This window comes from Streptococcus australis, assembly GCF_040226615.1.
GTDB classification, from domain to species: domain Bacteria; phylum Bacillota; class Bacilli; order Lactobacillales; family Streptococcaceae; genus Streptococcus; species Streptococcus australis_E.
Genome location: NZ_JBCOAT010000003.1, coordinates 25,533 through 40,428, shown reverse-complemented (window position 1 = coordinate 40,428; position 14,896 = coordinate 25,533). Strand labels below are relative to the sequence as shown.

Here is a 14,896-nt window from a genome sequence, read left to right as displayed (position 1 = left end):
CTTGATTGAGCGTTTTATTGCTAACCGGTAAGCTTAGGAATTGCTGCTTGCCTTATAGCGCTTTACGAGCAGCTTTTGCCGCTTCTACAAGACGGATCAAGCTTTCTCTAGTTTCTTTGATACCACGTGTTTTCAAACCACAGTCAGGGTTGATCCATACTTTCTTGCTTGGTACTTTAGCAAGGATGGCTTCGATGGTGTGGTCGATTTCGCCTTCGTTAGGCACACGAGGAGAGTGGATATCGTAAACTCCAGGACCCACTTCTGTCTGGAAGTTTTGAGCTTTGAGTTCGTCCAAGATTTCAAGATTTGAACGGCTAGCTTCAAATGAGATAACGTCCGCATCCATGTTGTCGATAGCTGGGATGATATCTGTAAATTCTGAGTAACACATGTGAGTGTGGATCTGTGTATCTGGCGCAACTGTTGAGTGTACCAAACGGAAGGCTGGAATAGCCCAGTCAAGGTAGTCTTCGTACCAGTCGCTACGACGGAGTGGCAATTTCTCACGAAGAGCAGCCTCGTCGATTTGGATGATTTTCACACCTGCAGCTTCAAGGTCAAGAACTTCATCCTTGATTGCAAGAGCGATTTGAAGAGTAGAATCCTTGATAGAGATGTCTTCACGTGGGAATGACCAGTTAAGGATGGTCACAGGTCCAGTCAACATACCTTTAACAGGTTTGTCAGTACGGCTTTGTGCGTAGCTAGACCATTTCACAGTGATTGGGTTGAGACGAGTCACATCACCCCAGATGATTGGTGGTTTCACCCCACGCATACCGTATGATTGTACCCAACCATTCTTAGAGAAGAGGTAACCTGACAAGTTTTGACCGAAGTACTCAACCATGTCATTACGCTCGAATTCACCGTGTACAAGCACGTCAAATCCAACTTCTTCTTGCCATTTGATCCATTCGTCAATGGTTTCAGCAAGGAAGGCATCGTATTCTTCTTGAGTCAATTCACCCTTACGGAAGGCCAAACGTTTAGCACGAACTTCTTTCGTTTGAGGGAATGAACCGATGGTTGTTGTTGGAAGAGCTGGAAGTTTGAAGGCATCTTCTTGGATAGCTTCACGTTCAGCAAAGGCTGGCAAACGAGTGTAGTCTGCGTCAGTCAATCCAGCGATACGAGCACGAAGCTCCGCATTTGCTCCGACACGTTCCGTCGCAAAGAGTTCTTTGTTGGCAGCAAGAGCTTGATCTCCTTGGCCATTGCGGATAGCATCCAAGTCACGAAGTTCTTCCAATTTTTCAACTGCAAAGGCAAAGTGGTTCAAGATAGCTGGCTCAAAATCTTCGTTAGCAGTTGTAAATGGCACATGAAGTAGTGAGCAAGAAGTTGTCAAAACAACGTTTTCAGCTGGTACTTGTTTTAAGATTTCCAAGCTTGATTCGTAGTTGTTGCGCCAGATATTCTTACCGTTGACAATCCCTGCATAAAGCGTCTTATCAGCTGGGAAACCACCTTTAACGAGTTCAAGAGTTTTCTTACCTTCAACGAAGTCCAAACCGATGGCATCTACTGGCAATTTGACAAGGTCAGCGTAGACGTCACGAACGTCACCGAAGTAAGTTTGAAGCAAAACTTCAAGACCTTTTTTGTCAGCTAACAACTTGTTGTAAAGGTTCAAGAAGAGGGCTTTTTCTTCTGCTGTCAAGTCTTTGACAAGAGCAGCTTCGTCCAATTGGATACGAGTTGCACCAAGTTCAGCCAATTTAGCAAAAACGTCTTGGTAAGCAGCTACTAAGCTATCTACAAAGTCTTCTGCTTTTACGCCTTCTTCAAAGTCTGACAATTGAAGGAAAGTGAAGGGTCCAACCACAACTGGGCGAGTGTCAAGCCCCAATTCTTTGGCTTCTTGGTACTCATCAAAAATCTTGTGACCAGCCAATTTAACTTCTGTTGTTTTTTCAAATTTTGGAACGATATAGTGGTAGTTGGTATTGAACCATTTCTTCATCGGAAGGGCACGCACATCCCCTTTTTCACCTTGGTAACCACGCGCCAAAGCGAAGTAACGTTCAAGGTCAGACAAGTCCAAGTTTTGAACCGATTCAGGAACCACGTTGAAAAGGAAGGCAGCATCTAGGAAGTTGTCATAATGTGAAAAGTCATTTGATGGGATTTCAGTGATGCCTTTTTCTTTGACAATATTCCAGTGTTTCGCACGCAATTCTTTTGCTGCAGTCAACAAATCTTCTGCTGTAATTTCGTTTCTAAAATATTTCTCAGTTGTAAATTTTAGTTCGCGGAATTCACCCAAACGAGGGAATCCGATAATTGTAGTTGACATGTTTTGTCCTCCAAAAATTCAAGTTGAGTCTATCTTATCAGAAGAAGCCCCTTCTGTATAATTGCTTTTCAATGGTTTATGGTATAGCCAGAAGCTATAACCTTATAGATCAAGGGTTTTCGCCCCTTGCCATTGACCAGAACTAATAGTCCTTATAAAAAATAACTATAAGGCTTCTACCAGACAGACTGAGCCCCCTCCCATTGGACAGTCCTCGCTCCCTCTAAAACAAAAAAAGAAGCGATTTGTCCGCTTCTTTTAGAATGTAGATAAACATTTCTTTACATGAAATAGCTAATTTGTTTTTCAAAAAAATTGGTTTCTTTATTAGTCATTCAAGCAGATCTAAAACTTTCCGCTGTGAGAAAAGTGCCTGAAACAATTGCGTTTTAGGCACTCGGGAGTTTTGGAACCTTAGTTCCAAAACTAAGTCATGGAACTTCTACGAAGTTCGCTGACGTCCGTACTCACCTAAGGAAAGTTTTAAAGAAGACTTTATATGCAATCTGAAAAGCTATCCGCTTCTTTTTTGTAGAAACTTATGCTCTAGTTAGTTGCACACAAAAAGCATCCCAAGGCTCCAACACCTTCTTCTCTTCGACCTGCTCTACATCTGTATTGCTAATAAGGACAGACTGGTAGTCTTCCTCCAGTTCAAACCTCTGGACTTGACTAGACAAATTGACAACGACCAAATAGCGCTGGTCTCCATCTACACGTTGGTAGGCAAAGACTTGATCTGCTGTATTAAGTAGCTCAAAGTCAGCAGAAACCAGCCAGTCTTGCTCCTTACGGAGGGCAACCAATTGTTGATAGGTATAAAAAATGGATGAGGGATCAGCCAAAGCTGCTTCTACATTGATTTCCTGATAGTTTGGATTGACTGCTAGCCAAGGGTGACCAGTCGTAAAACCAGCCTGTGGCTGCTTGGACCACTGCATAGGAGTCCGAGCATTGTCCCGGCCAATATGCCGGATCTGGTCCATAATGGTGTCGAGGTCTACTCCCTTTTCTAGACTTTCCTTGGCATAGTTGACGGACTCAATATCCTCAATTTCGTCTATACTTTCAAATTGATAGTTGGTCATACCAATCTCTTCTCCCTGATAGATATAAGGGGTCCCTCTCATCAAATGAAGAAGAATGGCTAAAGCCTTCGAGGACTTCACCCGGTAGGATTGGTCATCTCCCCAGGCAGAGACAAGTCGAGGAAGGTCATGGTTGTTCCAAAAGAGGGAGTTCCAGCCTTCGTCCATGCCCAGTTCCGTCTGCCACTTGTTGAAAATTTCTTTCAACTTAGGAACATTGAGCTTCTTAGCATAGTGCCATTTTGGCTGGCCTTCTTGGAAGAGAAGGCCAATGTGTTCAAATTGAAAGACCATCGACAATTCCTCATTGTCAGGACCAGAGTATTGCTTGGCAATCTCAGGTGTCGCTCCCCAGGTCTCCCCAACCGTCAACAAATCCTTATCCCCAAAGGTCGCTCGATTCATTTCCTTCAGATAGGGATGGAGCATGGGACCATTGGCTACGATCTTCTGATCTGGAATCTTTCCAATCATATCGATGACATCCATCCGAAAACCACCGATCCCCTTGTCGATCCAAAAATTCATCATATCGTAAATCTTCTGCCGAAGGGTCTCATTTTCCCAATTCAGGTCCGGTTGCTTCTTGCTAAAGAAGTGCAAATAATACTGCTGCGAAGCTGGATCAAATTCCCAAGCTGAACCACTGAAGTTAGAGAGAAGATCATTGGGTTGGTCTCTCCAAATATAGTAGTCTCGCTCTGGACTGTTTGGATTTTCCTTGGCCTCGATAAACCAGGCATGCTCATCAGATGTATGGTTGACCACCAAATCCATGATCATCTTAATACCGCGCTTTTGCCCTTCAGCGATCAAGTTTTCCATATCCTCCATGGTCCCAAAGATAGAAGCAATCTCCTCGTAATCGGAAATATCATAGCCATTATCATCCATAGGACTTTGGTAAACAGGCGACAGCCAAATGGCTGTAATGCCTAACTTCTCCAAATAATCCAATTTACTGGTAATCCCCTTGAGGTCACCGATTCCATCCCCATTGCTATCTAAAAAGCTCTTGGGATAGATTTGATAAATCACAGCATCATGCCACCATTTTTTCTCCATGTGTTTCTCCTTTTTGATTTCGCTTGTAATCCCTTACATCATAACCAAAGTTGAACGAAATTGCAACTCTTAGTCGTTTTATATGTCTTCCTTAAGGTAAAAAAAGAAAGTCTCTTTAGAGACCTCCCTTGTTAAAACTTCGATTCTTCCTTTCTTTTTGCCTAGAGTGATAAGAAAGCATGGCCACTCCAAAGAGATGGCTTCCAAACAAGGCCACCACAAAAATCAGCTTGCCCCTATCTGGATAAGAGAGAGGGAGATTGCTAAAGCCATAGCGAGCCCATTCGATGAAGATTGGATGCGAAAAGTAAAGCGCCACACTCATCTGTTTCAAATACTGTAAGTCATAGTTTTTTAGAAAGGACGATTTTAGGCAAGCATTGACCAAATAGACCGTGACAAAGGGAAGGAGCAAGAAAAAGTTCTTATCGATTCCTTCATGTTGAAAAATAACCAAGCCTTCTAAACAGAGAAAGCCAAAAGCCAGAGCAACCTTTTGCCAACAGTGAACCCTAAAGCTTGGTGAATCAAAATGATCATACAGATAATAACCCATAAAGATAAAAATGGGCGTATAGAAGAGACCATTTCGCGCTGTGAAAAATAGGTTGCTATAGAGCTGGTAGCCTTTTAGAAGACTTGTGGTGTCCAGATAAGCCGAATAGGTCTCAATCAAGCCCCAGCAATAGAGGAGCAAGGTGATCAAACCTGCCCAAACCATGCCTAGGCGTTTGACCAATTGATTGACCAAAAGCAAGCCTAGCAGAAAAGCTGGGATATACCATAGTTGGTAACACATCCCCAGATAGAGCAGAGCGATGAGGACGCCTGCTGGAAAGAGATAGACAGGGAGATGGAGACTAGAAAAAAAGAGCCAGGCATAGGGAAGATAGACACAACTCCAAAATAAATAGGTTTTTACGATTTTGACCAGATAGGCCTTCATTTCCCTTGCATCCTTTAGGGATTGCTTAAGAAAAAAGCTGGCACAAACGATAAAAAATGGCACCGCTAGCCGTCCAAGGATGCTCTTGAGTCCAAAATGCAGCGGTTCATAGGATGTTAAGCGACCACTATGCACCAAAATCACTGCAATCGCAAAGAGGTATTGAAAGAGACTAATACTTGAAGTGTTATAGAGGGAATTCTTTTGCATGTTCCTACTCCTTGCAAAATGCGGATTCTATGGTTATTTTAGCATGAAAGAGAGGACCAAGCAAGGAATCTTTAGAACCTTATCTACCTTTTTCCCTCTATTTTTGATATACTCAAAGCATGCACAAACAAACGATTATTGATTTTAAAGAGCTTGGATTGCGTCACCTTTTCACCAAGCCCATAAAGGAATTAAAAACCAGAGACCTCGACCAGGTAGAGACTCTTCTAAGAGAGGTAGAAGCCTATCAGGAGGCTGGTTTTTATGCCGTTGGCTATGTCAGCTATGAAGCCGCTCCTGCTTTTGAGAAAAAATCAGCCGTCCACCCAGCACCTCTCATGGGAGAGTACCTCCTCTATTTCACCATTCATGAGGAAGTCGAAAACCTTCCTTTCCCAGAAAACTACGAGGCTGTGGACCTTCCAGCCAATTGGCAGGAAGAGGTCGAGGCTCCTACCTACCAAGAAGCGATCAAGACCATCCATCACCACATCCGCCAGGGAGACACCTACCAAGTCAACTACACCGTCCAGCTTTCTCAAGAACTAAAGGCTGATCCTTTGGCCATCTACAACCGACTAGTGGTGGAGCAGAAGGCCCATTACAATGCCTTCATCCAGCACGATGATGTCGCCATCCTCTCCATTAGTCCTGAGCTCTTTTTTGAACAAGAAGATCGTCTATTGACCACGCGCCCCATGAAGGGAACGACTCGTCGCGGTCTCACCAACCAAGCCGACCTCAAGGAAGCCGCTTGGCTAGAAGCAGATCCCAAAAATCGGGCGGAAAACATGATGATTGTGGATCTCCTGCGCAATGACATGAATCGGATTTCGGAAATTGGAAGTGAGCAGGTGACCCGCCTCTGCCAAGTCGAGCAATACTCCACCGTTTGGCAGATGACGTCGACCATTGAAAGCCGCTTGCGACCCGAAGTCGATCTGGTCCAAACCTTCAAAGCCCTCTTCCCTTGTGGATCGATCACAGGCGCACCGAAGATTTCTACTATGGAAATCATCCAAAATACAGAGATTGCTCCTCGTGGAGTCTACTGTGGCACGATTGGGATCCTTCTTCCAAGAGGGAAACGGATTTTTAATGTGACCATCCGGACCCTTCAAATGCAGGGCACCAAAGCTATCTATGGCGTTGGTGGTGGCATCACTTGGGATAGTAAATGGGAAGGCGAATACCAGGAAACCAAACAAAAATCAGCTGTTCTCTATCGACAAGAGCCTCGATTTGAGCTTTTGACGACTGGTCGCATCCATCAAGGAGAGCTGACTTTCCTAGAGCAACACCTGACCCGTTTGAGAGAGGCCAGCCGCTACTTTGCCTATCCTTTTAATGAGCCAAAACTCCTGAATGACCTTCAAGAAGAGCTCACTCATTTGGATTCTAGCCTTGACTACCGTTGTCGCATTGCCTTGCAGAAAAACGGAAGCTTCCAGCTGACGATCACCGAGCTGAAGGACTTGCCAGCTAGCTATCTACAGGCCCAACTGACCGAGCAGAAGCTTGATTTAGCGACGCCATTTACTTATTTCAAAACGAGTCAGAGAGACCATCTCAGCCAGTCAGAACAGGAGCAGATCTACTATTTAGAAGACGGGACCTTGCTAGAGACGACCATCGGAAATCTCATCCTTGAGATTGACGGCAAGCGCTATACTCCTCCAGCTCACCTCCCTCTACTCGACGGGATTTACCGCCGCCATCTCTTAGAAACTGGACAAGTAGAGGAAAAACTGTTAACGCTGAAGGATTTAGAAGTCGCTGACCAAGTCTATGCCTGCAATGCCCTTCGTGGGCTCTATCCATTAGATTTCCAAATAAAGGACTCAGAATGAAACTTATTTTTTTACATGGCCTAGGCCAGGATGCTCACTCTTGGCAAGGGGTCCAAGATGCACTTTCCCCCTTGCAATCTGAATCTTTCGCTATTTTCTCCCATCCAAGCGAAAGCTACCAAGAGGCCACAGAAAGATTGACGGAGTACCTCCAGCAAGAAAGCGAACCCTTTATTCTGGTTGGACTCTCACTGGGAGGTGTTCTCGCTCTCGATCTCTCCAGCCGAGACTTGCCACAACTCAAGGGCTTGGTACTTTCAGGGACTCAATACAAACTCAACACCAATCTCCTCTATCGGCTCCAAATTCTCCTTTTTCGTCTGATTCCCAAGCATGTCTTTGAAAAGCAGGGTGCCAATAAACAGCACATGTTGCAAATATTTACCGAATTAAAAACCCTCAATCTAACCGATACTGCAAAAACTTGTCCTCTCCCTAGCTTAGTGATTTGTGGCAGCAAAGATGGGGCCAATCAGGCTTCTTCGAAAAAGTTGGCAAATCTTCTGCCCAAAGGTCACTATCAAGAAATCGCAGATGGAGGCCATCTACTTAATAGTCAGAAACCCAATGAACTCGCGCAAGCCATCAAGGAGTTTGTTGGTGAATTTAAAAATGAAGAGGCTAGCTTAAAAAACAGTTCCTCTTAATGTAGAAAAAGTATTTTTTCATGTTACATAACTTAAAAAATCAAGAAATTTAAAGAAATGTTCATTTTCTAAAGTTACTCATGAATACCTTGAGGCTTTCCACCGTGAGAAAAGTCCTTGAAATAGTGATATCTCAAGGACTCGGGAGTTTTGAAACTTTAGGTTCAAAACTAAGTCATGGAACTTCTTCGAAGTTCGTTGACGTCCGTACTCACCTAAGGAAAGCCTCTAGAAAACTTAAACTACAAGTAACGACTAACTTTTAAAAGGTTAGTCGTTTTTTTTTTAGAAAAATTTTAGAATTACTTGATAGTTATTTGAAAAGCAAGCTGTATACTAAGAGTGTAAAGAAAATAACCAAGAAGGAGTTCACTTATGAAAAAGAAACTAATGATTGTCGCCATCGCCTCTATCATTGCTCTTAGCGTCTGGAGCCTCGTACATAACGATTTAAACTTTGAGGTCACATTCAACGATAGTCAAACAAATTTAATAGAGCATAGCTACGAGCATGAAGCCTACGGAATCGTTTTCGATTTGTTAGAAAATAAGCTGTACTAAGGAGAAGAAGCCATGGAAAAAGTATTAGAAATTAAACATTTGAGCAAAAAATTCGGTCAACAATACGCCTTAAATGATGTGAATCTGACTATTCGCAAAGGTGATGTCTACGGCCTCATCGGTAAGAACGGAGCTGGGAAAACCACCCTCATCAAGGTCATCACCCAGCTGATTCAAGAAACGGACGGAAGCGTCTCCCTCTTTGCTTCTTCAAATCGCTCCCAGTGGACGCAAGCCCTGAAACGTGTCGGATCCGTCATTGAGAGCCCTGTAGCCCACAAGCATATGACTGCCTATCAAAATCTAGTCTACTATTGCAAGGCACGCCATATCCCAAACCCCGACCAGGTCATCAAAGAAACCCTGAATTATGTCGGCCTGAATAATACTGGTAAGAAGAAATTCCGTGATTTTTCACTGGGAATGAAACAACGGTTGGGAATTGCCATCGCGCTCATTGCCAAGCCTGACTTCCTCATTTTGGATGAACCCATCAATGGTCTCGATCCTGTTGGAATCAAGGAATTCCGTCAGATGATCAAGCGTCTCAACGACGAACTCGGCATGACTATCCTCATTTCCAGTCACATCCTCTCTGAACTCTATCTGGTTGCCAATCGTTTTGGCATTGTCGACCAAGGACGCCTGATCAAAGAAATTAGCAAGGCCGAATTCGAGGAGCAAGGCGAAGACTATATCATCCTCAAAACCAATCAACTAGCCCTTGCGAGTCAATTGATCCAAGATCAGCTCCATCATCGCATCAAGGTCATCGATAAGGATGGAGAAATCCATATCTTTGGCCAGACTCACGATATTAAAGTCATCGTCAAAGCCCTCGTTCAAGCGGATATTGACGTGGACGAAATCTACTATGCCCGTCAAGATCTAGAGAAATTCTTTACGGACTTGGTAGACTAGTCAACCCACCGTCTTGTATTACTTATCCCACACATTTCATTTAGGAGATTTATCATGTTGCATACCATTCAAGCAGATTTTTATAGACTTTTTCGCTCCAAAGGTTTTTGGATTACAGAAGCCATTCTCGTTCTCAACATCCTATCTGGAGTCATTTTTGGTGCTACCGGTCACGTCGGCGTCAATACGGAATCCAAATTACCCCAAGCAACAGAAGTTTGGACGGGCTTTAAAGCCTTGACCAACTATTCCGCCAGCATCAGTGTGACCATCCTCTTTACCATTATTGTCATAACCTTGGTCCTGGGAACAGACTTAACTCAAAACTTATACAAGAACAGTCTGGCCTACGGCGTTTCGCGCACCAGCTACTACTTTGCCAAAAGTGCAGTTGTCCTGACCATTGCTCTCTTCCAATTCCTTGTTTCTTATGGTCTTGTCTTCTTGCTCGCGACCTTCTACAATGGAATCGGGACCATGCCTGAGCACTTCCTTGCTCATTTTGGACTAACCGTGCTGATTCAGTTCCTCTCCACCCTTGCTTGGGTCAGCATTATTTCCTTCCTCCTTTATGCCAGCCAATCCATCACCTTGGCCTTCGTTGGCTACTTCATTGGAAATATCTTCTTAAGCCTTCCTGCGCTCTTCTTTAAAGATATTGATATTCTCCACTATCTAAACTTGGAATTCCAATATTCCATGGTCCAAAGTACGATAGCAACAAACAACACCCTCTCGATCGCCCTTGGCTTCATCCTTGTTTTCGGCTTCCTAGGACTAGCTACCTTTAAACACAAAGATTTATAACAAAAAGGCTTGAGCGGTGCTCAATCCTTTTTTCTTAGTGTAATGGTCAAGATAAACCAGTCTGCCTCCGTTGCCAGTTGCAAGTCGCCCCCTAAGATCTCTACAAAATTTTGAATAATGTAGAGACCCAAGCCAGAAGACTCTTCTGTATCCGATAGATTTTCTGAGTAGAAGCGGCTAGCCAATTGGTCTAAGTGTTGGATCGGTTGTTGCACAATATTGCGCAGCTCGACCCGAATCGTGTCCGTGTCCGACATCAGGGTCAAACGTGCCTGCTCCTTTCCATGCTTGAGGACATTGCTGAGCATGTTTTGTAAGAGTCGCTCCCAAAGCTCAGGATCGGTAGCATAATGGAGATGTTCTTCTAACTCTACCTCTAAGGCAATCCCCGCCTCAGACAAACTATCATAATACTGGAATAACTGCTGGGTTAGCACTTGGCTGAGATTAACGTCTGAAAGCCGAGGCTGGATGGCTCCCTCCATCAAGCGTCTGTACTCCAAGAGAGATTCCAAGCGTTTTGAGACGACTTGAAGATTGGAAGCAATTTTCTTCAGTTTTTCCTCTTCTTGCGTCCCTCCTTTGATAATTTGTTGGGTATAGCCCGAAGCAATGGTCAAAGGTGTCCGAATATCGTGAGCAATATTACTGATGGCCATATCCAAGGTTTTCTTCTCTTGAAAGGCAATCCGATTGGTCCGCTCGATCTGGTCAAAAAGATCACTGACCTGCTTGGTCAAGGCGACCAATTCTTTTTTTGAGACATGAGAGGTCAACCGGACCCCACTCCCATTTTGGAGTTTCTTTTGAATTTGCTCTTGCAAATCTTTGAGAGCAGAGAGTAGGCGAAGGTAACCCAGTCCAATGAGAAGGACAAGGACGACTAGAACTAGAACCAATCCCCACATTACTGGTCTCCTTTCAAGCGAACTCCCAAGCCCCAGACGGTTTCAATATAGTCCTCATTAGGATCGAGCTGAGCAATTTTCTTTCGGAGGTTGCTCAACTGGGCATTGAGCGTATTGTCTCCAGGCAGATAAACTTCTTCCCAGACCTCTTCATACAACTCTTCTTTGGTAAAAATCTTCTTTGGATGCGCCAGTAAGGTCTCAAAAATTTGAAATTCTTTTTTGCCTAAGCGAAGCGTCTGTTCCCCAGACTCCAATTCAAAGGTTTCTGGGTTCAGGACCAGATTTTTAAAAGTCAGCTTTTTCGATGATGGAGGTTCCTGTGCCGAAGTGTTGTTATTTCTCAGCTGCACCGTTACCCGAGCTGCCACTTCGTCCAGATTAAAGGGCTTGACGATATAATCATTGGCACCTGCAAGGAGATACTGGCTAATGAGGTGTTTGTCTCCAAGAGCGGTCATCATGATGACCGGCACTTGACTCCGCAAACGGATCTCCTCTAGGACCTGATCGCCATTTTTCCCAGGAAGCATGATATCGAGAAGGATCAAATCAATGGCTTCTTGCTGGAAGAGCCGCAGTCCTTCTGTACCTGAAAAAGCCTGAAGGACCTCATAGTCTTCACTTAAGAGACTGTATAAAATTTCTTGGATATCATTATTATCCTCGATTAATAAAACCCGTGCCACTTGCCTCACTCCTTTTTCCTTTGAACTTCAAATCATTTCTATTCCTCTAGCCTATCAAATAAAAACCCCTTCGTCAATGAAAATCTGATAAAATCCTATCGTACCCTGCAAATCTGCATGTTAGGTCATCACAAGATGAACTTGACTATCCTTTCTTTCAAAAGGTATAATGGGACCAATGACAGAATAGGGAGAATCATCTATGAAAAAAAATGCCAAAACTAAAATCAGCCTTGTATCCATCCTCATCATCCTGGGCGTTGCTGCAAGAATGATGCGAGTCATCCACCGCCAGCAAATCAGGGAGCAAAACAGACAAACCATTCAAACGACTAAAAAGGTTGCAGAGTTTCAGAAAACACTAGACGAGGAAGAAACGAAGAAACGGAACGAAACCTTCAACAAGATTTTTAATGAATCCCTAGTTCAGAAAAATTTTGAAAATTGGCAAAAGGTCGACGAACTTCATGGTTTGGGACAAAGAACTGGGCAATTTTATATCTATAACTTTGAAAAAAAAGAAGAGATTCTCTTAGAGAATACAGATCAAGCATTTGTTCTACCTATTCGAGACAAGAGTGATAACGTCACATTTCAGGCTATTTTTGCCCATAAGGACGGCCAGTGGCACATCATGAAGCCAGACGGAAGTTCGCAGTTGCAACTAGGAGAAGCCAACATTTCCGCTGAATCTAAGTTTGTCATCGAGAACAATGTCTTAGATTACGACCAGTAAATCCATAAGGACTTGGCTAAACAATATACAAAAAGCTTAGGACCCCAGCTTGTGAGTGGGATTCTAAGCTTTTTAGTTACTGTCAGAGAGGCATCCAGAAGATGGTTTAGCTCTAGAGGAGACTTTTATTTAACAGAAGCTCCATTGGTCGCAATGACTTCTTTGTACCAATAGAAGGATTTCTTGCGCGAACGGGCTAAGGTTCCCTTGCCTTCGTTGTCCCTATCCACATAGATGAAGCCGTAGCGCTTCTTCATTTCTCCAGTCCCGGCAGAGACCAGGTCAATACAGCCCCAAGTCGTATAGCCCCAGAGGACAACACCATCTTCGTTAATGGCATCTCGCATGGCCTTGACATGGGCAGCCAGGTAGTTAATCCGGTAATCATCAGCTACATAGCCATTTTCATCTGGAGTATCTACTGCACCAAGACCATTTTCCACGATAAACATCGGCTTTTGATAACGATCCCAGATGGTATTGAGGGTAATGCGGAGACCAAGAGGATCAATTTGCCAACCCCATTCCGAGCTTTCTAGGTAGGGGTTCTTCAGAGAGGCAAAGATATTGCCCGCTGTTTTCTCCCTTTCAGCTGGATCCCCTGAAGCGACGCGACTAGCATAGTAGGAGAAGGAAATAAAGTCCACCGTATGCTCTTTCAATAATTGAAGGTCCTGCTCAGTCATATCAACCGTGATTCCCTGACGCTCCCACTCTTTCTTAGCATAGTTTGGGTATTCCCCACGCGCCTGCACATCGATGAAGAAATAGTTCTTGCGGTCTTCTTCTAGACCAGCCCAGACATCTCGCGGAGCACAGGTATGAGGATAGTTTGGTCCTGCTGCCAACATACAGCCCACCTTGTTGTTCGGATCAATCTCATGGGCTATCTTAGTGGCAATGGCTGAAGCGACCAATTCATGGTGAGCCGTCTGGTATTTGACTTGCTCCTCATTCTCCCCTTCTTCAAAGCAGAGCCCCGCTCCCATAAAGGGGGCGTGAAGGATCATATTGATCTCATTAAAGGTCAGCCAGTAGTTGACCAAGCCTTTGTAACGAGTGAAGAGCGTTCGGCAGAGGCGTTCGTAGTATTCCAACATCTTGCGGCTACGCCACCCTCCATACTCTGTAATCAAATGCATGGGGCAGTCAAAGTGGGTAATGGTCACCAAGGGCTCAATGCCATACTTGTGGCACTCCTTAAAGAGGTCTTCATAGAACTGTAGACCCGCTTCATTCGGCTCCAGTTCATCCCCTTTTGGGAAGATCCGAGACCAGGCAATGGACAAGCGATAGGTTTTAAAGCCCATTTCCCCAAAGAGGGCAATGTCTTCCTTATAGCGATGGTACATATCAATGCCATCTTTAGCTGGGTAAAAATAGCCCTCTTCAAAATCGAACATCTTTTTCTGACCCGTAATAATCGCATGACGATCAGGCCCAATTGGTACCACATCCACATTGGCCAAACCACGGCCATCTTCATTATAAGCTCCCTCACACTGGTTAGCAGCCGTCGCTCCACCCCAAAGGAAACCATCTGGAAATTGAAGTTTGTCTGTCATCTCTCTACCTCACTTGATTTGATAGGTCTATTATATCCCTCTTTAACCCGAAAGTCTTACAACATCCTAGGAAAAACTGATACTATTCTATGATTGCTGCTGTTCACGCGTAACACAAAAAGACCGGATGGCTCCGATCTTTTAATAGTTCATATTCTCATATTCTGTTTTAAGAATCATTATGGTTAACTTCAAATGACGAAGCATCCTATTTCATACGATAAAAATCAATGACTAGACCAGCAGGGCCTTCAACTAACAGGGATTCTGTTCCCCAATCGGTCACAACTGGCCCATGTAAAATCTCAATCCCTAATTCTTTCAAACGCTTTTGATTCTGTTCCAAATCTTCAACTTCAATGTGTAGGATGATTCCTGTCTGAAAATTTTCCAGAGGTATCAAATGATTTTGCGAGAACATGAGACAGTGACTGCCAATCGTGAACTGAGCAAAACCATCATCAAGATAGTCTGCCTTTTTATCCAAGATATGCTCGAATTCATCACAGACTTGGGGAACATTTGACACGATAATATCTAATTGATTTAAATTCATTTACTGTCCTCTAGAAAAAGACCGGATTGCTCCGATCTTTTACGT

At 43.9% G+C, this 14,896-nt stretch carries 13 protein-coding genes; 6 read left to right on the top strand and 7 right to left on the bottom strand.

The features are described 5' to 3' along the window. Positions 1 to 52: 52 nt before the first annotated feature. From metE to ABT997_RS04005, 3 genes are all read right to left on the bottom strand, one after another. Positions 53 to 2,302: a 5-methyltetrahydropteroyltriglutamate--homocysteine S-methyltransferase gene (gene metE / locus ABT997_RS04015; protein WP_350018810.1), complete on the bottom strand. Its 2,250-nt coding sequence runs from the start codon at positions 2,300 to 2,302 to the stop codon at positions 53 to 55. Between the two features lie 539 nt (positions 2,303 to 2,841). Next, positions 2,842 to 4,455, bottom strand: a complete 1,614-nt coding sequence (locus ABT997_RS04010; RefSeq protein WP_350018809.1) for a glycoside hydrolase family 13 protein — start codon at positions 4,453 to 4,455, stop codon at positions 2,842 to 2,844. Positions 4,456 to 4,570: 115 nt separating this feature from the next. After that, on the bottom strand, positions 4,571 to 5,611 hold the full coding sequence (locus tag ABT997_RS04005; RefSeq protein ID WP_350018808.1) for an acyltransferase family protein: 1,041 nt from the start codon (positions 5,609 to 5,611) through the stop codon (positions 4,571 to 4,573). Positions 5,612 to 5,730: 119 nt separating this feature from the next. Between ABT997_RS04005 and pabB the strand changes: the two genes are divergently transcribed. The 5 genes from pabB to ABT997_RS03980 all read left to right on the top strand — a co-directional run bounded on the left by pabB (position 5,731) and on the right by ABT997_RS03980 (position 10,397). After that, a complete protein-coding gene (gene pabB, locus ABT997_RS04000) occupies positions 5,731 to 7,461 on the top strand; it encodes an aminodeoxychorismate synthase component I (RefSeq protein ID WP_350018807.1) in 1,731 nt (576 codons plus the stop codon). After that, a complete protein-coding gene (locus ABT997_RS03995; RefSeq protein WP_350018806.1) occupies positions 7,458 to 8,108 on the top strand; it encodes an alpha/beta fold hydrolase in 651 nt (216 codons plus the stop codon). Before pabB ends, ABT997_RS03995 begins: the two co-directional genes overlap by 4 nt. A 375-nt stretch (positions 8,109 to 8,483) precedes the next feature. Beyond that, positions 8,484 to 8,669, top strand: coding sequence for a hypothetical protein (locus ABT997_RS03990; RefSeq protein WP_350018805.1), 186 nt, complete (start codon positions 8,484 to 8,486; stop codon positions 8,667 to 8,669). Positions 8,670 to 8,681: 12 nt separating this feature from the next. After that, the gene (locus ABT997_RS03985; protein ID WP_123160591.1) at positions 8,682 to 9,590 is read left to right on the top strand and encodes an ABC transporter ATP-binding protein; all 909 of its coding nucleotides are present in this window, start codon (positions 8,682 to 8,684) and stop codon (positions 9,588 to 9,590) included. A 54-nt stretch (positions 9,591 to 9,644) separates the two neighbouring features. Continuing rightward, positions 9,645 to 10,397 (top strand): ABC transporter permease, encoded by a 753-nt coding sequence (locus tag ABT997_RS03980; RefSeq protein ID WP_350018804.1) that lies wholly within the window; start codon positions 9,645 to 9,647, stop codon positions 10,395 to 10,397. Between the two features lie 20 nt (positions 10,398 to 10,417). Here the strand turns inward: ABT997_RS03980 and ABT997_RS03975 are convergent, their stop codons facing one another. Next, positions 10,418 to 11,305 (bottom strand): sensor histidine kinase, encoded by an 888-nt coding sequence (locus ABT997_RS03975; RefSeq protein WP_350018803.1) that lies wholly within the window; start codon positions 11,303 to 11,305, stop codon positions 10,418 to 10,420. Continuing rightward, positions 11,305 to 11,994 carry a response regulator transcription factor gene (locus ABT997_RS03970; RefSeq protein ID WP_350018802.1) on the bottom strand — a complete coding sequence of 230 codons (690 nt, stop codon included), beginning with the start codon at positions 11,992 to 11,994 and terminating at the stop codon, positions 11,305 to 11,307. The genes ABT997_RS03975 and ABT997_RS03970 overlap by 1 nt, the downstream gene beginning before the upstream one ends. A 202-nt stretch (positions 11,995 to 12,196) precedes the next feature. Between ABT997_RS03970 and ABT997_RS03965 the strand changes: the two genes are divergently transcribed. After that, complete coding sequence (locus ABT997_RS03965) at positions 12,197 to 12,730, top strand: hypothetical protein (RefSeq protein ID WP_350018801.1); 534 nt, start codon at positions 12,197 to 12,199, stop codon at positions 12,728 to 12,730. A 125-nt stretch (positions 12,731 to 12,855) separates the two neighbouring features. Here the strand turns inward: ABT997_RS03965 and ABT997_RS03960 are convergent, their stop codons facing one another. After that, positions 12,856 to 14,295: a 6-phospho-beta-glucosidase gene (locus tag ABT997_RS03960; RefSeq protein ID WP_350018800.1), complete on the bottom strand. Its 1,440-nt coding sequence runs from the start codon at positions 14,293 to 14,295 to the stop codon at positions 12,856 to 12,858. A gap of 208 nt (positions 14,296 to 14,503) precedes the next feature. Further along, positions 14,504 to 14,851: a VOC family protein gene (locus ABT997_RS03955; RefSeq protein WP_350018799.1), complete on the bottom strand. Its 348-nt coding sequence runs from the start codon at positions 14,849 to 14,851 to the stop codon at positions 14,504 to 14,506. Positions 14,852 to 14,896 lie beyond the last annotated feature (45 nt).